Raw genomic sequence first — 18,014 nt, forward strand, 5'->3', positions numbered from 1 at the left:
AACTGGACTGAAAAAGAGCCAAATCATCACTCGTTAGACTAGGACGTGACGAACAAACAGGGAAAAGTTTCATTGATTAAGTGTAAAAACTAAACCTTGCAGTAACACACTGCGTTTAGCTCAAGCCGATGCAATCCTTACTGTGTCGGCCCTCTTTAACTCAGAGGAGTAGATCATGAATTTCCGTGGCGTCAAATTACTCACTCATACCAACTGACTCAAAAATGGGGCTATTCACCAGCATATTGACTGTGCATGGTGGAATAACAAACCTAAAGACCACACTCGGTGCACTGTTTCCGAGAAAGGAATTTCAAATGAACATCAATAAAAATCAACAACCACAGCAATATCCAATCAGTCTACAGCGAGCCAAGCACTTCTTATTGGCAGGTTGTATTGCAACAGCGCTCGTGGGCTGCAGTTCAACGCCATTGACTAAGACCGCAGAAATGGAACGGGCTGAACACACCATTGCCCGCGCAGAGCAAGCAAGAGTCGGCCAATATGCCTCAAATGAACTGGCACAGGCCAGACTTAAACTTCAATCTGCAAGCAGCGCATTACTCAATATGGACACTGTCAGCGCCGATCGTTACGCCATCGAGGCGAGCCTTGAGGCCGAATTGGCCCAAGCTCGCGCTGAGCTGGCACAAGCCAATAGCGTCAATAATGAAATGAAAAACAATATCAGCATACTGCAGCAAGAAATGTTGCGCCGTTCAGGAGGAATTCAGTAATGAAAAAACCTATCGTTTCATCGGGTCTGCCTTTACGTTTTAGCCGCCATCTACTGGCATATAGCCTAATCCTAAGCACAGTAGCAGCTTGTAGCAGTACGCCTAAAATAGCTGAAGGCATCGGTGATATCCGTACAGAACTTAATAAACTGCAAGCGAATAATGAACTGGCAATTTTAGCCCCTGCTGCCATTAAACAAGCTGAAGAAGCCGTTCGCGCTGCTGAACAACCGGTAAAAGATGAGCAACAATCACAACACCTAGTGTTTGTTGCTGATAAGAAAGTCAATATTGCCTTAGCTCAAGCGCAGAGCCGCTTTGCCGAGGATCAACACAAAGTCCTCGCTAAAAAACGCGATGACGCCAGATTGGATGCTCGCACCACAGAGGCCAATCAAGCCCATCAAGATGCGCGCCTAGCCCGTGCTGATGCTGCAGATGCGCGTCAGGAAACGACCGAACTGCAAGCCCAGCTCACATTGCTGAATGCCCGTCAGTCAGAACGTGGTTGGGTCGTAACCTTAGGTGATGTTTTATTTGATACTGCCAAAGCGGATCTTAAGTCATCGACCAGTCAACATCTAACCAACCTAGCGAACTTTCTGAACAAGTATCCCGCGCGTGGTGCCATGATTGAAGGGTATACAGATAGCGTAGGCAGTGAACAATACAATCTGGGTTTATCGCAGCAAAGAGCTGATAGTGTTAGCCATTTTCTACAGGGAAAAGGGATCCAATCCAATCGGCTCAGTAGCCTAGGTAAAGGTGAACGCTCACCTGTTGCCAACAATGAGTCCGCCAGTGGCCGCCAGCAAAACCGTCGGGTTGAAGTCATCCTCACCGACACCGCACAGGCTCCACAGTAGCTATCTTAATCCTATTAAGATTTCAGCGTGATCCTTGCTGACATTTGAATCGAGTCTCATCGCTAATAAGATGAACAGCGCAGAAATTAAGGAGATCAGTAAAAAGCAAAAAGCCCCATCTTTCGATGGGGCTTTTGCAATTTGGCGGAGCGGACGGGACTCGAACCCGCGACCCCCGGCGTGACAGGCCGGTATTCTAACCAACTGAACTACCGCTCCAAATTCTTCCACATCCCAATATTTGACGGGTATCTAACCTACTAACCCCAGCGTGACGGGCCGCTGATGTCAAAACGATAGTCTAACCAACTGAACTACCGCTCCAAATTCTTCCATATCCCAATATTTGACGGGTATTAAACCCACTAACCCCAGCGTGACAGGCCGCTGATGTCAAAACGATACTCTAACCAACTGAACTACCGCTCCAAATTTTTCCTTATCCAAGTATCTTACGGGCATCAAACCCGCTAACTTCAGCGTGACAGGCCGCCGATGTTAAAACAGAACGATAATTCAACACACTTATCAAGGCTCTGCTTAAGATGCGAAGAATAATACGGTTGAGCCCTGCAGGCGTCAACCGTTTTTTTACTTCGATTTATCATTTGATTAAAAAAAAGCCAAATCAATTGCAGACCTTGATTTATATCCCAAATATCGCTGCAAGGTTCCAGTTCAAAGTCATAAATCAAACACATTAAGCAACGCTTGGCTAACGGTCTTTATCAGCCTCATCTGGCATAGTGAGATCGATTTCATCTAATGAAGGCGCTGCGGGTGGATTTGCAGATGCTTCATTCAATAAACGTAACTCCGCGGCAGCTAAGGCCTGCGCCAAACTTTGACGCTTACGCCACACAATTAATCCCACCACGCCTAAGACCAATAAGATAGCGTTGACTGTAATGATCCAGAACATTGCATCTTTCTTCGCCAGCTCTTCTTCCTCTGCCGCTTTTTGTGCAGCAACAGCAGCCAACTCTTCAGCACTTGGTGGTGGTTCTGGTGGTTGAATTAAGTTAAAGAAAAGCTCAGGTAAATCCAGCACGATTTCACGACCAGTGACAGTCGTCGTCGCCACAAAACCTTTAATTCGATAACTACCAAACTCTGTCACTGTAGGTAAATCTAATTCAGAGTCAGGCTCAGTGAGACCATTAACAACCAAAGGCAGTTGCAAGCCAGCAGGGCCGACTAACTCAAAGGAAAAATGCGTCTCAGCCAGCTGCAACACTGTCTTATCCACGTGTAACATGACTTTCCATTGCCCTGTTAGCGGATCGTCAGGGGTAATAACTTCTAGATTAATTGGCCGAGGTGACAATTTAAACGGGAATGAAACCTGCCGTTCAAACACATTATTACGTGCCTGCACGACAAACTCATAATCACCCCAAGGCTGCTTTATATTGATATTGCTGGTAAATACACCATCGTCGGGTTTTTCATCGTAATCTTCACCATTGTCTTTATAAGAACCAACAATAATGTCACCTGCGGCAAAGTTTTCATCGCCCGCCTTATGTTTACTCACAAAATGTGCCGTCCATTCAACTAAATAATCTAACCCAGGCATACGCACACGCTGCTCGTCACCCATTAACTGCGCGACAATTTTAACTTGTTCACCTTGGAAGATTGGCTGCGGTAAAGGCTGGACTTCGATTTCGAGTTTAGAGAGCTTCTTAAGGGTTGAACCAGAGACGACCTTGCCAACCAACTGCCAAGGTCCGGGCAATGGTGACTCAATGTAAATAATATCGCCCGTTATACCATCCACCCACTTAACGGTTTCTGGATGACGATTGGCGTACCATTTACTGCCATCGGGTAACACTATGACCACGGGCGCAGAGCCATATTCACGCTCCACTAATAAGGTCATGTTATCAACCATATGATCAATACGAAAACGGTTTTTAAGCTCGGAAGCCGTCTCCAATCCTACAATCGGCGCAGCCTTGGGCGGCTTGACGACTTTTTTAGCGGGATCTAGGTCAGCGGCCAATACACTCGCCACACTACATAACAGCGTAGTGGCAAGCAGGCAAAAAGCTAAAATGGGTTTATGGCGCGACATAGGCATAGTAATTCTTCTATCCTCTCCAGAGACATTTACCTGATTTTGCGACTAAATCAAGGCGTTGTTCATGCATTGTCAGTTCATCGGCCGATGCGCCAATCACTTTAAGATTAAGTGATTGCGGATCAAAACGTTGAATCCCCCCCGCTTCCTGCCCCGCTTCTTCATTAGACAAATTAAACTTTGTCTGTCCGCCAGTCATGATCAGATAAACATCAGCGAGGATCTCGGCATCGAGTAATGCGCCGTGGTACTCGCGGCGAGAAGTATCGACGCCGTAACGCTTACAGAGCGCGTCGAGATTGTTTTTCTGGCCGGGATGTAAAAACTTAGCAATCTCTAAGGTATCGAGGATCTGACAAATATCAGCGGTTTTCGGACCACGCGGCTGCAGCAGTGAAAACTCATGATCCATGAAGTTCACGTCGAAGCTCGCGTTATGTGCGACGATTTCAGCACCGTCGATAAAGTTGATAAACTCTTGAGCAATTTGATGGAAACGCGGCTCTTTGGAAACGCGCTCATCGGTAATACCGTGAACGGCGATGGCTTCGGGATCGATTGCTTGACCTGGATTGATATATTGGTGGTAATAACGCCCCGTCAAACGACGGTTCACCACTTCCACACAACCTATCTCGATGATCCTATGGCCTAAATAGATGGCGCCGCTGCCTTGGTTCATACCTGTGGTTTCGGTATCTAAAATAACCTGACGGCTAGCATTAGAGATAATATTCATGTTTTTATGCGCTTCTTATGACAATTTTTAGTTATACTCGGCCGAAATTCCCGGCTATGGTAACAATTTGATGACTGAACTAAAACTGATCCACATCTTCACCGACGGCTCTTGCTTAGGCAATCCCGGTCCTGGCGGCTATGGCATTGTAATGAATTATAAAGGCCATACAAAGGAGATGTCCGACGGTTTTGCGCTCACGACCAATAATCGCATGGAATTGTTAGCCCCAATCATAGCGTTAGAAAGCTTGAAAGAGCCTTGCCAAGTCGTGCTCACCAGCGACAGCCAATATATGCGCCAAGGCATAATGACATGGATACATGGCTGGAAGAAAAAAGGTTGGATGACATCAAACCGTACCCCAGTCAAAAACGTTGACCTATGGAAACGATTAGATAAAGCCTCACAGATGCACACTATCGACTGGCAATGGGTTAAAGGTCACGCAGGACACGCCGAAAACGAACGTTGCGATGTGTTAGCTCGCACCGCGGCAGAATCTAAACCAACCCAACCCGATTTAGGTTATCAGCCATAACCCAGTGCTACTCAGTGTAAACTCGCTAAATTCGAAAAAATAAGTTCGATGCCATCACGCCTAAGTTAAGCACTTGGGCGTGATGACTTAATTCGCGATTCATCTCACAGTTTAAGCTTACCGTCAAAATTAACCTTTTAAATAAATCGCTTAAGCTCACTGTTTACGAGGGCCATTGCTATCAAACTGCTTATTTCAGTTCCACACCTGCAATATTGAAAAAATTCTCACAAAACAGCACAAAAGCTTGACCTAGGGATGTCGCCTGACGGCTCTTATGGGTGATGCGATAAAACTGCCGCTCGAGTACGAGTCCCTCAATCGTGACTAACGCCAACTCTTTACGACTGATTTCTTTCTCCAGCGCCAACTCAGATAACACCCCAAGCCCAGCACCTTGTTTCACGGCCAATTTAATCGCATCCGGCGTAGTAAAGCAGAATTTAGCCTCTGGCTGCATATCCAACTCATTGGCGGCATTTACAAAATATTCGCGAGTGCCCGATCCTTCCTCACGTAGCACCCAAGACAGGCCTTTAACAGCTGCAGGTTTAACCACTTTCCCCGCCAGAGGATGCGCCGGATGACAAAACACCAGCAGCCTATCCTTATGCCATGCCTCGACACTTAAACGATTGTCAGTGCAATGGCCTTCAATAAAACCCATTTCAGAGCGGAACTGAGCTACCGCTTGGATCACATCTTGAGTATTTGTGATCGCCACATCCACATGGGTTTGAGTGTGCTGCTGACAAAATGCCACTGCGGCTTTCGCCATTAGATAATTACCGATTGTCGAACTGGCACTGATACTTAAGCGCCCAACCAAATCGCCACCATGGTAGGTAAATGCCTGCTCAATTTGCTCAACACGGTGCAATAAATCCGTCGCCAGTGGCAACAGTAAATTGCCCTGCGAGTTCAGCTGTAATCGATTACCAATGCGCTCGAATAGGCGGGCATTGAGCTGTTTTTCTAACTCAGCCAAAGCCATAGAAGTGGCAGGTGGTGATAAATTAACCTGATCCGCCGCCTTTGCGACTTGGCCGCTACGTGCCACAGCTTCAAATACCGCCAATTGTCTTAAGGTGATCCGCATATTAAAACCTGTACTTAAAAAGGAAATGGCTTATCAGTTTTCCGAATGCTCTGATAAATGCCCTGAACGTCCCGCGGTCGGTGCCGTGGTCCAATTCGTTTGCCGCACCTTACGTTTATCGCGAATAGGCGTGAGTGGCGACTCGAGTTTACGCGCCACAATCAAATACAAACTGCCCGCGCTAGGAAGCCATGACGCTAAACTCTGTTGAAAAAATTTACCTTGGGTGAAATCACCCATTAAGGGGTGATAGACCAAACGCTCATCACCCACCACTTGATAACCTAATAAACCTAACCAATCTCGCACCCTTGATGGCATAAAAAAGCGGCCATTCCATGGGAGACAATCCTGATACTTAGGCCATAACTTACCCAAAAATACTGGACTCAAGGGATTAAAACCGACGATAAAAAGATAGCCTCCGGCGATGAGTACCCGATCGGTTTCACGAAGAATACGATAAGGATCGGGTTCAAATTCGAGCAATAGACTCATCACCACCGCATCTATCGCCGCATTCTGCAGGGGTAGATGGCAAAAATCGCCTTCAATAGAGGTGCCTTTAGATGGCGAGAGTGAAAAATGATGGGCGACTGGCGATGCCATACTCGACAATTCGGCACTCAAAGGCCCTAACTTTAATAAATGATAACCAAAGACTCTTGGCCACCAATCTTCAAGCTGTTTAGCGACGGCTTGCTGTAGTGCCTCACCATTGGGTAGGTCACTCCATTGTTCGGGCTTGAGCTCAGTACTAAAATGCGACACAGAGTTCCTCCGTTAGCTGGGTAGACAAGTATCCAATTGGGTCAAAGATGACCAACATTCTGCCACAGGGCAAAAGCGGCAAAGGTCGCCAAGGGCCGTTCACTCATGGATAATACCTTTATCTTCAAATTGAAATACAGACATAGGCAGTTCTATGCTCACTATAACAGCGATCAAAGCCTTTAATGACAATTATATCTGGGTGTTACAACAACAGCCCCATACTCAGGTTTATGTTGTCGATCCCGGCGATGCAAGTGTGGTCATTGACTACCTGCAAGCGAATCAACTCACGCTAGCGGGTATTTTACTGACCCACCACCACAATGACCATACGGGTGGCGTAGCAGCGCTTCAAGCCTATAGTCATAATAGACTCACGGTTTATGGCCCAGATAATGAGAAGATCGAAGGCATCACACATCCACTGCACGCAAAAGCCAAGCCCAGATTCACACTGGAGTATCTCAGCGCTGAGCTGCAAGTCTTAGATGTACCAGGCCACACAGCAGGACATATAGCCTACGTTGTTGAAGATGCCTTATTTTGCGGTGACACCCTGTTTAGCGGCGGCTGCGGACGCTTATTTGAAGGCACGCCAGCGCAAATGCACAACTCACTACAGCAACTTGCCCAGCTTCCCGCCGACACTCGGGTTTATTGTGCCCATGAGTACACACTTTCAAACCTCAAATTTGCCCTCGCGGTCAATCCCAACAATCGCGAGCTCCAAGACTATAACGAACGCGCGATGCAGTTACGTCGCCAAGACAAAGCGACTGTTCCCTCCACCATCGCTTTAGAGCGTGCCATCAATCCTTTTTTACGCCCTAGCGACACTGAAATTGTCGATAACATAAAACAGCATTTTAGCGGTCTAAATCACGCAAATTTAGACGAACTCAGCGGTTTTACCTTACTCAGACAGTGGAAAGATAATTTTTGATCACAAAAGCAATATTATAGATTGAAATTCAAACAGTTTTTCTCATTTTTGATGATGTAAGTCAAAAATGGCCTTACATTATGTACGATAATTAAGGGACAAGATCGAAAAGATCCCATAGAATGGCTCGTTTTGCGTGAAAACTTTGCGCGCTGCGTCGTCTTTATCTTCTTATAAAACATACTGTTACTATAAAGAAAAGCGATGCACTAACAGAGGACTACCGTTTTCAATGAGAGTATCACTTTATGTTGTTGTAGGGGGATTTGCCCTACTCACAGGCTGTCAAACATTAGACAACCATGGCGTTAACCAAACAGAAGTTGAAGCCGTCACAACCGAAAATACAGTCCCAGAATATTACCTCGCAACCGAGGCTCCATCGGCGCAAATTACCGATGTGTGGGAGCGAATTCGTCAAGGCATGCAGTTACCGGTTCCAGATCAAAAATTGGTGAATCAATACCGTGATTGGTACATCAAAAATCCACAGCATCTGGCGATCATCTCGGAACGTGCTGCACCTTATATGTACATGATTGTAGAAGAACTTGAAAAGCGTCATCTTCCTATTGAGATAGCTTTGTTACCCATAATTGAAAGCGCCTTTGATCCTTCCGCATCATCGACTGGCGCGGCATCGGGTCTGTGGCAATTTACCACACCTATGGCCAGTCATTTCGGTTTAGAAATGAACTGGTGGTATGACGGTCGCCGTGATGTCCCCGCATCAACGACTGCGGCGCTCGATATGCTGGAATACCTCTACGATAAAACCAATAACAATTGGCTTTATGCTATTGCTGCCTATAACTCGGGTGAATCACGGGTGCTCAATGCAATCAAACGTAACGAGAAAAAAGGCTTAAAAACGGATTTTTGGTCATTGGATTTGCCCAGAGAGACGGAGCGCTATGTGCCGCAACTTCTCGCACTGGCAGAAGTCATTAAACACGCTGATGAATATGGTATTTCTTTAGCGCCAATTGACAACAATCCGACAATTGAAGTGGTTGATATTGATAGCCAAATTGATTTAGCCATGGCGGCAGGTTTTGCCAATATGACCACGCTTGAGTTACAAAAACTCAACCCAGGTTATAACCGCTGGGCTACATCGCCACTTGGTCCGCACACCTTAGTGCTACCAATTGATAAATCGGAAGAATTTAAAAAAGCGCTCGCTGAAACAGAAACCGAAGATAGGATCAGCTGGTTACGTTACACGATCAAATCTGGCGATAGCATTGGTAAGATTGCTACGCAGCACCATACGACCGTTGCCGCTATTCGCGCCGCCAACGGCATGAAAAGCAACACGATCGTCGCAGGCAAGCATTTGATTATTCCTGTCGATGCGCAAGACAAGCAACTTTATGCCCTGTCAACTAAGCAGCAATTGCCGAAAAAATCACATGCTGCAGTTGAATCAACAAAAATTGCTTATCAGGTTAAGTCAGGAGACACACTCTCTGAAATAGCCCAAACCCATAAAGTGACGGTGAAACAACTCAGCACTTGGAACAAATTGGCTAAGAATAGCAAGCTACAAAACGGTCAGAAGTTAGTGATCTTAGCACCAAAGGAGCTTGAGCAAACCGCACAAATTCGTACTGTCAGTTACAAGGTAAAATCCGGTGATTCACTTGCCCGTATCGCCAATAAATTTAACGTAACTGTTGCCGAGCTACTCGAGTGGAATAGCCTAGCGCAATCACAGTATTTACAACCAGGCCAAGTGATCAAATTAGTGGTTGATGAAACTAAGTTGAGTGCGTAAGGACTAAACTGGCACATAGTTCGAACGGATTAGTGCTATAAATCCTAAGCAAAATTGAGCCATAGATAACAAAAAGGCAGCAACCCTATCGGATTGCTGCCTTTTTCTATTACGGGCTTTCTCTATTATGAGAGGCGGCGTTATTCCATCGTCAGTAATAAGACAACGGGCGCCATAACAACGGCATCAGACTCTAATGCTTTAGCGGCAAAATGCGCTTCTAAGCGAGCACCATCTGCAGGTATTCCTGCAAATGCTTTGGGCGGAATACTAAATGAAGTCGTGATCACTTTCCCTGCCGCCAATTGGCTATCACGTAATGCTTGGGTAAACATCATATCATCCGACCAAGCCCACAGACGTTTGCCCTCTTGCGTTACCAACCACAAATCCGCCGTCATCCCAGAGTTATAACGTAGGCCGACAGCATAGGTTTGTGGATTTGTCACAGTCAATGTCGCCTTAACCGACTGCTTAAAATCGATAAAAGGTTCTAGAGCTAATTCGCCGCGAAGCAAGCCTTGTGCCTTTTCTGCCATCACAGGTTCAGCCTTTAATGTCGGAGTGCTTTTAAGCCCAGAAACATCGAGCGCCAGATCGGCAGCGCGAATAATCTCAGGCTGAACGGCCGCAGCTGTTGTAGTCTCACCCTTGGTTGACTGACTCGTGTCAGCGGCTTCGGGCGCCGAGCACCCAACAAGTTGCCCGCCGACAAAAGCACTCGCGCAAACAAGTAATGCGTAACGCGTTGAAGCAACCATTAAAAACCGCCTAGTTTTTTCAATAAGGAGTCTTTTAATTTTTCCTTAGCTTTGTCGGTTTCTTCCTTTAGCTGATTATTCAGTAAGGCTTTAGTATCCAAAGCATATTCAGGTTTTTGGAAAGTGCCTGTAATCGCCAACGGAATGTCAACTCCAGCCAGCGCATCTTTGTCGCTACCGCCCTGACCCTTCAATGAATTCACTAGGCTAGCGGTTAGTCTGTAGTCCAAGGCTTCAGTCAATAAATTCGCAGTGCCTTTACCATCCAAACGCAGTAAAGGCGAAGACAAGGCAAGATCTGGATTCGTGGCAACGCCATTATCCAACGAGAAACTGCCCGTCAGACTCGAGAAGTCAGTTTTGCGCTCCGCCTTCGTTTCTGGCGATAAGTCGCCCTTTAACTTAGCTTGTGCGCTGCGGATCATCTGGGGAATATTTACCCCGTACAGAGCACCGTCATTAATATCAAAATGACCATTCGCTAACAGGTTTTTCTTTAACTGCTCAGGGATCAAACTCTTACCTTTCCCCTTCACATCAAAGTTGGCTGTACCGGCCAATAAATCCACATCCGCCGCATCTTTCAGCAAAGGACGAATTTGTACGCCCGTCACTTTTTTATCAAATTGATAACTCGCCACTGCTTGACGAGCATCAACCTGAGCGCTCACCAGCAACTGACCTTGATATAAATCCGCATTCAATTTCGTCAGATCTAACACGCCATTTTTAATGCCCACATCCATTAACCAATTTTGAGTCGACAGATTCGCGACCTTAATAGACTTAACAGTCAACTTGAGTTTTACATCAAGCTGCTTAAGGGCTGAGAGATCAGGCTCAACTGCCTGAGGGTTTGCTGCTGGCGCTTGTTCAGCGGTGGCGGTGGCCTCTGTTTTAGGTAACAGTGTATCTAAATCAATATCACCAACTTGAAAATCAGCATTAATTTGTGGGATTTTCGTACCATAATTAACACCCACTTTACCCGCAGCGGTAATGCTCGCCGCGGTGAGCTGCGCAATATCGACGGACAATTGCTGTTTATCAAGGGCGATTTGAGTTGCTAAGCTGACAGATGTTTCGAGTTTCTTGTTCGGAATACTCTCTCCTTCCACTACAGTGTCAATTTTCAGCCCATTGATAACGAGTTGTTTAAAGTCTCGACTGAGTTTTAGTTCACCTTTAGCTTCGCTACTTACCGTCATATCCGGCATAGTTGCACTGAATTCAAAGGCGATAGGCGCAAATTTATCTAAGGAGAACTCACCTAAGGTGAAGCTATTTAAGGTAAAGACTTGAGTCTGCTTATTAGCTTCGTCAATCATATTAATTTGGGTATTGGTGATAGAAATGCCACCAATATTAATGTCGTTAAGTTTGGCATTCGATGAAGATTCGGCGGCAGCTGGAGACGCTGTTTTTGGGCTATTATCGCCGCTCAACCCATCGAAACTGTTAGTGCCATTTTTACGGGTGACTAAATTGATCGTTGCGCCATCGAGACTCAATTCTGCAATTTCAATTTTCTGACTAAACAACGGCATTAGCGCCACTTCAGCAACGGCTTTTTTGACTTCTAACATAGCCTTAGGCGTAAAGCCTTCAGGGTTAGATAAAGACACCCCTCCTAAATTAATACCTATAACAGGGAAAAATGTCCAAGATAAATCGTCAGTAATGACTAATTCACGACCCGTTTGTTTTTTTACGGCATCGACTATTTCAGGTTTAAAATCATTAGGGTCGAAAAAGACGGTGAGATAAACGGTAACTAAAAGAATGAGCGTCACCATTAAGGCTAAGAGCCACTTAATGAATTTCATATAAATATCCTTATCAAAAAACAACTTGAATTTATAGCAACTAATGCATTTAGAAATGTTAATTTAAAAATGCAAAGTTCAACATTTCATCACTTACTGCAATACCATTTTCATCAGCATAGAGCATCATACCTGGCTTAACCGTCACGCCCCCCATATCGACAGCCACATTAATTTGGCCTTGACCTAACTTTTCGGTTTTTATCGGCATAGCCCCTAAGGCAAAGACACCTAAGCTGAAAGTATTTAATCTCGCCACATCGCGAACACAACCATTAATCACTATCCCTTGCCAACCATTATCTAAGGCGCTCTGCGCTATGAGGTCACCTAACAATGCGCGGCGCAGAGAACCACCGCCATCGACAACGAGCACTTTTCCATGCCCATCCTGTGCAAGTATCTCTTTTACCTTTGAATTATCCTCAAAACACTTTACTGTGACTATCTCGCCCCAGAAGAGCCGTTTACCACCAAAGGGTTTAAATACAAGGGGAAGTAACTGTAATTTAGACGGATAGTGGTCGAATAAATCTGGTAGTAGATCAAGCATTTGAATCTCCATGATAGTCTATAACTTTAGACTACTCATTATTGTAGACCCCGACAAGGTCAAAGCAAAAATCAGCGGAATTTTTTATTTCATTTTAACGTGCAAAGGCTTGGTGTATATTGGCATAAGCATTATAATCTGCGATAGTTAACGTCCTATGACACTCTTTAAAGTTTCATACATTTGTTCCCACACCTCTTTGTTATAAAGCGAAAACCAAATGACAACTGATCTTGATTTACAGAGCGCAATCGCAGCTCTTGATGAGTATGGATATGATAAGAAAGTCTCAACGGATCTTGAGCAAGCACGTAACAAGCAACAAATGGGTAAATATATTAAATCTCTCGACTATAGTTTACGTCGATTATTGATATTACAAGAAACCGTTAATGAGTTAGTTGAAGAAAAGAAACATCAATTAGCTCAGCAAGAGAATATTCAAACCTACAAAACAAAAATCATTAACTTGTCTAGAGAATTTAACATTTCTTACGATGAAGTATTAGCGCTGATGGCATCATCTAAATCTAAGAAGTAAGTTTATCGCCATTGTGCTCTATCACCACGCAGTGAAATTGTTTGATTAACATCTGCATATGCCATATAACGAAATATATACTTTTTCGGTTATATGGCAGAATTTTTGGCTTTTCATTATTCGCACAGTGTTAACGATTTCATTTCATAAGTAACAATGCCAACTTATGTTAAGCTCACACTATACCTGTCTAGCTATTTGGCATAAAAAAGCAGAGCCTAAGCTCTGCTGATTTATATCAATATGCGAACTTATTTGCTCTGCATTAATTGGCGAATATATTTCACTGGTGCACTACCATAACTCAAGAATGTTTCGTGGAAAGTTTTAAGGTCAAAATCTTTACCTTGCGATTTTTTGTATTCTTCACGGAAATCATAGATTTCTCGATAACCTGAATAGTAACTCGTCAGTTGCACTTGACTAAGTGTCGCACGGCGCCACTTGCCTTCGGCTTCAGCTTGCTGTTGGAAGGCTTCATTCATCATCAGGGCAATAGCTTGGTCTTCGGTCATGCCTTTCACATGAATGCTATAATCCAAAATCGTGTTACAGATAACACGTAAATTCCACTTGTAGTACATCAACCACATTTCAGGCTCAAAATTTCCATAGCCTTCTTCTAACATCATACGCTCGGTATAAACCGCCCAACCTTCAACCATAGCGCCATTGCCAAATAAACTTTTCACTAAACTCGGAGATTGATTAGAATAAACGAGTTGAGTGTAGTGCCCTGGGATGGCTTCATGAATATTGAGGATTTGCAGGATCCAGTGATTATATTCACGTAAGTAACTCTCGGCAGACTCATCACTCATGCCATCGAGCGGCGTCACGTTATAATAAGTATTACCTGACTTCTCATAGGGTCCAGGCGCACTAATTGATGCACCGGCATAACCACGCATATATTCGGGCGTTTCACGGACAACGAGTGGTTTTTTAGGATCTAATGTGACTAGTTTTTTCTTATTTACAAATTCAATCAGCTCTGGAATTTGCTTACGCACTTCATTCACGAATTCATCGCGCTGAACATGCTGAGTCGATAATTTATCGATTAATTGGCGAATGGCGAGCTTACTGTCAGCAGGCTTTGGCATAGTAAAATATTTAGGCCATAACTTATCGGTAATTTTAGCCATTTCTCCTTGAACACGCTCTTTATCGGCTACGGCTTTTTGATATAGCTGTTTCGCCGTCATCCCCGCTTGGATATCAAAGGCAAATTTTTGCTCATATAACGCCTCGCCAATTCTAAAACTACGTGCTCCATCTTTTTTAAGTTGAACCACTAATTTGTCTAACCAAGCGATATGGCCGTTAATCGCGGCAGTTGCTGCATCGAAACGCGTTTTAAATAACGCTTTTTCCGCATCAGTCAGACCAGAGTCGGCGACCTGTTTTAATAAGTCATCGGAAAAAACCGAAAATGCACCTTGATTCTGCAGCACTGCTAACTCAGAGTGCTCCAATGTTGGTTTGCTAATGTTCGCCTGCGCAGCAGCATAATAAGCTGGCACATTTTCTAAACGCGCTAATACCGAACGTAATCTGTCATCTAATGGAGCGAAATTTTCATTGATGATTTGGGCAAAACCGCCCGATACGTTGTAACTTGAAGGATCCCACTGCCAAGATTTAAAACTGTCAATTTCCCATGCCATACTACCGAGTAAATTGTCGATCAGATGGTAATCAATCAGTTCATTCGGCGTTAGCGACTTTTGCTCGAACTGAGTCACTTGCGCTTGCTGAGCTTTCACAAACGCTAAGGTCTTTGCTCGACCTGCTGCATCGGGGATTTCAAGGTAACCATCGTTAACATGCTTGCCACTGTATAAGGCCCAAGTCGGTGACAATTCCCACAATGAATCAATAAAGGATGCTGAAAATTGCTCAAATGAGTGGGCTTTAATTTCAGGTGCGACCACGGGCGCGATTTGACTCGTATGGGACTGACAACCAGCAAGGCTGGCCAGCGATAGCACTATCGCAAGGGAAATAGCGTTTTTTTTCATTATTATGGGTCCTTTGTTGAGATTTATCAGGCATACAAAAGTTACCTCAGTTAATCATATTGTCCCAATAATTGCAGCTATGTTAGCCATGAATACATGCGCGGTTACAAAATTGTAAGTTCTCAATATTTTTCCGCCTATCATTCGCCTATTCGACGTTTAAGCCCCTCTTTACCAAACACACACAAATAATGATAATCGCCTATTCTGTTTCACCTCCTGCTATAATATCGCCCTACTCCACTGTTCATGCTTTAGCGTAACAGTTTGCTTATACATTATTGACCTGACCCTTTACCTGAGACATTCAATGCCATTTTCCAAACTTGGATTAAGCGATCCGATTTTAAGAGCCATCACTGAGCTCGGCTATTCACAACCTACTCCGATCCAAGAAAAAGCCATTCCGGTGATCTTGAAAGGCAAAAACCTGCTTGCTGGCGCGCAAACAGGTACAGGTAAAACCGCCAGTTTTGTGTTGCCAATACTGCAAATGTTCGCCGAGATGCCGAAAATCCGTGCTAAACGCGTTCGTGCATTAATCTTAACACCAACCCGCGAATTGGCCGTTCAGGTAGAAGACAATATTGCCAAGTACGCAAAATACCTGCCGCTGACGTCTATGGCCATGTATGGTGGCGTGGATTCCGCACCGCAGAAACAACGTCTTATTGAAGGCGTCGATATTCTGGTGGCAACACCCGGTAGATTGCTCGATATGTACACCCAAAGAGCGATTCATTTCGATGAAATCTCGGTATTAGTCCTAGATGAAGCCGATAGAATGCTCGATATGGGATTTATCGAAGACATCAATAAGATCATCGAACGTCTGCCAACAGAACGCCAAAATCTGTTGTTTTCGGCAACCTTATCTAAGCAAGTGCGCTTTTTAGCGAAAACAGCGGTTGAAAACCCTGTCGAAATTGAAATTGCCCGCGACAGCGCAAACGCACCACAAATCGACCAATGGTTGATCACTGTCGATAAAGATAAAAAGTCGGCCCTGTTAAGCAAACTCATCACTGAGCAAGCGTGGGAACAGGCACTGATCTTTATCCAGACGAAACAAGGCGCCGCCAAACTGGTTAGCCAACTCGAAAAACGTGGCATTGCCGCCGAAGCCATTCACAGCGGTCGCAGCCAAGCGGTACGCGAGCAATTATTAGTGGATTTCAAATCTGGCAAACTACGCTTTTTAGTCGCGACTGGCGTTGCTTCCCGCGGTATCGATATCGACGCCCTCACCCGTGTGGTCAATTATGATTTGCCCGATGAAGCCGATGATTATATTCACCGTATTGGCCGAACCGGTCGTGCTGGCGCCTGCGGCGAAGCCATCTCCTTTGTTTCTAAAGATGATTTTAGGAATCTATGTGCTATCGAGCGCCGTCTAGGTCACCTCATAGTGCGTAAAGAAATTGAAGGCTTTGTGCCGAACAAAGAAGTGCCTGTGTCTATTCTCGATTTTGTGCCCAAAAATACTACGCCAAAAACCTTTAAAACTCGGGCACCTGAGGCCAGATCCTCGCGCCCCGCGAAGGAAGGCTCCTTTGAAACCGCCCATGCGAAAAAGCATCGCAGCGCAAAATCAAAGCCAGAGGTTAAAGCCAATGTAACACGGCCGCAATCTATTCAGACTGACAATGGTAACGATACAACGGGTCGCAGCGCGCCCTTTAATCCGTGGAATAGCGGCCCTAAAACTAAGTAATGACTCAGTACAAGTCGTGACTTATTAGATATAAAAACTCATTAAGATAGAAGATATTAGCATGATTACATTTAGCACAAATCTAGGCGACATCACTATAGAACTCGATTTTGAACATGCGCCTGTCAGTTCAAAAAACTTTGTTCGCTATTGTGAAGAAGGCTTCTTTGAACACACTATTTTTCACCGAGTAATCAAAGGCTTTATGATCCAAGGCGGCGGGTTTACCGCAAAAATGAAGGAAAAACCGACCCACGAGCCTATCGTTAACGAAGCCAACAAAGGCCTAAGTAACACCATAGGCACAATCGCTATGGCTCGCACCGATGCGCCTCACTCGGCCACCGCGCAATTCTTCATCAACACAGCCAATAATGACTTTTTAGACCATACCGCCACCACCAATAACGGTTGGGGCTACGCGGTATTTGGTAAGGTTACGGCGGGAATGGACATTATCCAGCAGATTGAGAAAGTCAAAACCACCACGGTCGCTGGCCACGAAGACGTGCCCCGTGAACCTATCGTCATCGAGAAAGTAACGATTAATATCCAAAGTTAATTTTTAAAACAACAATATTTTTTCGTTAATATGATTAATCGCGCAGTTTTAGTTGAGCGATTAATCATTTCCCCAAAGTTATTTAGTTAACTTTCCCGTACTATTCAACGCAAATTCATTTTATATAAACCTAAAAACACTAAATCCCCAATACAAAATCACTTAGTATAAAATCAACTGATGGATTATTTAAGCGTTGCCATTATTGACTTAAGACTACTACATATAAAATTAACCTCACAATATAGACCTCTTTCAAACAATGTTATTCATCATAAAAGCTGAAAAACAGCAGCACATACCTGACATCAATATCTTATACTAGCCGCACAAGTTGATAATATTAAAACAATACACCAACCATAATCCTTATGGTAAAAAGAGGCTTAACTTGCCATCTGATATAGATAAAAAAACCATATCTGTATCTATTATCATTTCTTGCTAATGCTTATTATCCCT

General features: G+C 44.5%; 16 protein-coding genes and 1 tRNA gene. 8 read left to right on the forward strand and 9 right to left on the reverse strand.

Features of this window, described 5'->3' with window-relative positions; genetic code table 11:
* Window positions 1–317: 317 nt before the first annotated feature.
* The gene (locus L5M17_RS05630; protein ID WP_219254834.1) at window positions 318–740 is read left to right on the forward strand and encodes a DUF4398 domain-containing protein; all 423 of its coding nucleotides are present in this window, start codon (window positions 318–320) and stop codon (window positions 738–740) included.
* On the forward strand, window positions 740–1,606 hold the full coding sequence (locus tag L5M17_RS05635; RefSeq protein ID WP_263145840.1) for an OmpA family protein: 867 nt from the start codon (window positions 740–742) through the stop codon (window positions 1,604–1,606). Before L5M17_RS05630 ends, L5M17_RS05635 begins: the two co-directional genes overlap by 1 nt.
* Window positions 1,607–1,748: 142 nt before the next feature.
* Here L5M17_RS05635 and L5M17_RS05640 read toward each other — a convergent pair.
* The 3 genes from L5M17_RS05640 to dnaQ form a co-directional block, all read right to left on the reverse strand.
* Window positions 1,749–1,825: transfer RNA gene (locus tag L5M17_RS05640), tRNA-Asp, on the reverse strand.
* Between the two features lie 496 nt (window positions 1,826–2,321).
* Window positions 2,322–3,695 (reverse strand): TIGR03503 family protein, encoded by a 1,374-nt coding sequence (locus tag L5M17_RS05645; protein WP_263145843.1) that lies wholly within the window; start codon window positions 3,693–3,695, stop codon window positions 2,322–2,324.
* A 10-nt stretch (window positions 3,696–3,705) separates the two neighbouring features.
* A complete protein-coding gene (gene dnaQ, locus L5M17_RS05650; RefSeq protein ID WP_263138397.1) occupies window positions 3,706–4,434 on the reverse strand; it encodes a DNA polymerase III subunit epsilon in 729 nt (242 codons plus the stop codon).
* Window positions 4,435–4,504: 70 nt separating this feature from the next.
* On the opposite strand from dnaQ, the gene rnhA reads away from it, so the two are divergent.
* Entirely contained in the window at window positions 4,505–4,975 is a 471-nt protein-coding gene (rnhA, locus tag L5M17_RS05655) for a ribonuclease HI (RefSeq protein WP_006081489.1), read from the forward strand.
* A 190-nt stretch (window positions 4,976–5,165) separates the two neighbouring features.
* Here rnhA and L5M17_RS05660 read toward each other — a convergent pair whose 3' ends face one another.
* Entirely contained in the window at window positions 5,166–6,074 is a 909-nt protein-coding gene (locus L5M17_RS05660; RefSeq protein ID WP_263145846.1) for a LysR substrate-binding domain-containing protein, read from the reverse strand.
* A 33-nt stretch (window positions 6,075–6,107) separates the two neighbouring features.
* Window positions 6,108–6,845, reverse strand: a complete 738-nt coding sequence (locus L5M17_RS05665) for a class I SAM-dependent methyltransferase (RefSeq protein WP_263145848.1) — start codon at window positions 6,843–6,845, stop codon at window positions 6,108–6,110.
* 154 nt (window positions 6,846–6,999) lie between these two features.
* On the opposite strand from L5M17_RS05665, the gene gloB reads away from it, so the two are divergent.
* Together gloB and L5M17_RS05675 are read left to right on the forward strand one after the other, a co-directional pair.
* Window positions 7,000–7,791 (forward strand): hydroxyacylglutathione hydrolase, encoded by a 792-nt coding sequence (gloB, locus tag L5M17_RS05670; RefSeq protein WP_263145850.1) that lies wholly within the window; start codon window positions 7,000–7,002, stop codon window positions 7,789–7,791.
* Between the two features lie 232 nt (window positions 7,792–8,023).
* Window positions 8,024–9,571, forward strand: coding sequence for a LysM peptidoglycan-binding domain-containing protein (locus tag L5M17_RS05675; protein ID WP_263145852.1), 1,548 nt, complete (start codon window positions 8,024–8,026; stop codon window positions 9,569–9,571).
* Window positions 9,572–9,711: 140 nt separating this feature from the next.
* Here L5M17_RS05675 and L5M17_RS05680 read toward each other — a convergent pair whose 3' ends face one another.
* The 3 genes from L5M17_RS05680 to L5M17_RS05690 are packed head-to-tail and all read right to left on the reverse strand — an operon-like array spanning window position 9,712 to window position 12,711.
* Entirely contained in the window at window positions 9,712–10,332 is a 621-nt protein-coding gene (locus L5M17_RS05680; RefSeq protein WP_263145855.1) for a BsuPI-related putative proteinase inhibitor, read from the reverse strand.
* On the reverse strand, window positions 10,332–12,158 hold the full coding sequence (locus L5M17_RS05685) for an AsmA family protein (protein WP_263145856.1): 1,827 nt from the start codon (window positions 12,156–12,158) through the stop codon (window positions 10,332–10,334). Before L5M17_RS05685 ends, L5M17_RS05680 begins: the two co-directional genes overlap by 1 nt.
* Before the next feature lie 58 nt (window positions 12,159–12,216).
* A complete protein-coding gene (locus tag L5M17_RS05690; RefSeq protein WP_263145858.1) occupies window positions 12,217–12,711 on the reverse strand; it encodes a putative 4-hydroxy-4-methyl-2-oxoglutarate aldolase in 495 nt (164 codons plus the stop codon).
* A gap of 220 nt (window positions 12,712–12,931) precedes the next feature.
* On the opposite strand from L5M17_RS05690, the gene L5M17_RS05695 reads away from it, so the two are divergent.
* Entirely contained in the window at window positions 12,932–13,252 is a 321-nt protein-coding gene (locus L5M17_RS05695) for a hypothetical protein (protein ID WP_028760093.1), read from the forward strand.
* Window positions 13,253–13,503: 251 nt separating this feature from the next.
* Here L5M17_RS05695 and L5M17_RS05700 read toward each other — a convergent pair whose 3' ends face one another.
* A complete protein-coding gene (locus L5M17_RS05700) occupies window positions 13,504–15,276 on the reverse strand; it encodes a DUF885 domain-containing protein (RefSeq protein WP_263145860.1) in 1,773 nt (590 codons plus the stop codon).
* Window positions 15,277–15,586: 310 nt separating this feature from the next.
* On the opposite strand from L5M17_RS05700, the gene L5M17_RS05705 reads away from it, so the two are divergent.
* Both L5M17_RS05705 and L5M17_RS05710 read left to right on the forward strand, forming a co-directional pair.
* The gene (locus L5M17_RS05705; protein WP_263145863.1) at window positions 15,587–16,990 is read left to right on the forward strand and encodes a DEAD/DEAH box helicase; all 1,404 of its coding nucleotides are present in this window, start codon (window positions 15,587–15,589) and stop codon (window positions 16,988–16,990) included.
* Window positions 16,991–17,051: 61 nt separating this feature from the next.
* A complete protein-coding gene (locus tag L5M17_RS05710) occupies window positions 17,052–17,552 on the forward strand; it encodes a peptidylprolyl isomerase (protein WP_105252328.1) in 501 nt (166 codons plus the stop codon).
* The last annotated feature ends 462 nt before the right edge of the window (window positions 17,553–18,014 follow it).

This window comes from Shewanella sp. SW24, assembly GCF_025653395.1.
Lineage (GTDB): Bacteria > Pseudomonadota > Gammaproteobacteria > Enterobacterales > Shewanellaceae > Shewanella > Shewanella oncorhynchi.

What these genes read in the sequence shown, in the direction of transcription:
- L5M17_RS05630 (WP_219254834.1), top strand. Translation starts at nt 318, where the DNA reads ATGAACATCAATAAAAATCAACAACCACAGCAATATCCAATCAGTCTA.
- L5M17_RS05635 (WP_263145840.1), top strand. Translation starts at nt 740, where the DNA reads ATGAAAAAACCTATCGTTTCATCGGGTCTGCCTTTACGTTTTAGCCGC.
- L5M17_RS05645 (WP_263145843.1), bottom strand. Translation starts at nt 3,695, where the DNA reads ATGCCTATGTCGCGCCATAAACCCATTTTAGCTTTTTGCCTGCTTGCC.
- dnaQ (WP_263138397.1), bottom strand. Translation starts at nt 4,434, where the DNA reads ATGAATATTATCTCTAATGCTAGCCGTCAGGTTATTTTAGATACCGAA.
- rnhA (WP_006081489.1), top strand. Translation starts at nt 4,505, where the DNA reads ATGACTGAACTAAAACTGATCCACATCTTCACCGACGGCTCTTGCTTA.
- L5M17_RS05660 (WP_263145846.1), bottom strand. Translation starts at nt 6,074, where the DNA reads ATGCGGATCACCTTAAGACAATTGGCGGTATTTGAAGCTGTGGCACGT.
- gloB (WP_263145850.1), top strand. Translation starts at nt 7,000, where the DNA reads ATGCTCACTATAACAGCGATCAAAGCCTTTAATGACAATTATATCTGG.
- L5M17_RS05675 (WP_263145852.1), top strand. Translation starts at nt 8,024, where the DNA reads ATGAGAGTATCACTTTATGTTGTTGTAGGGGGATTTGCCCTACTCACA.
- L5M17_RS05680 (WP_263145855.1), bottom strand. Translation starts at nt 10,332, where the DNA reads ATGGTTGCTTCAACGCGTTACGCATTACTTGTTTGCGCGAGTGCTTTT.
- L5M17_RS05685 (WP_263145856.1), bottom strand. Translation starts at nt 12,158, where the DNA reads ATGAAATTCATTAAGTGGCTCTTAGCCTTAATGGTGACGCTCATTCTT.
- L5M17_RS05690 (WP_263145858.1), bottom strand. Translation starts at nt 12,711, where the DNA reads ATGCTTGATCTACTACCAGATTTATTCGACCACTATCCGTCTAAATTA.
- L5M17_RS05695 (WP_028760093.1), top strand. Translation starts at nt 12,932, where the DNA reads ATGACAACTGATCTTGATTTACAGAGCGCAATCGCAGCTCTTGATGAG.
- L5M17_RS05700 (WP_263145860.1), bottom strand. Translation starts at nt 15,276, where the DNA reads ATGAAAAAAAACGCTATTTCCCTTGCGATAGTGCTATCGCTGGCCAGC.
- L5M17_RS05705 (WP_263145863.1), top strand. Translation starts at nt 15,587, where the DNA reads ATGCCATTTTCCAAACTTGGATTAAGCGATCCGATTTTAAGAGCCATC.
- L5M17_RS05710 (WP_105252328.1), top strand. Translation starts at nt 17,052, where the DNA reads ATGATTACATTTAGCACAAATCTAGGCGACATCACTATAGAACTCGAT.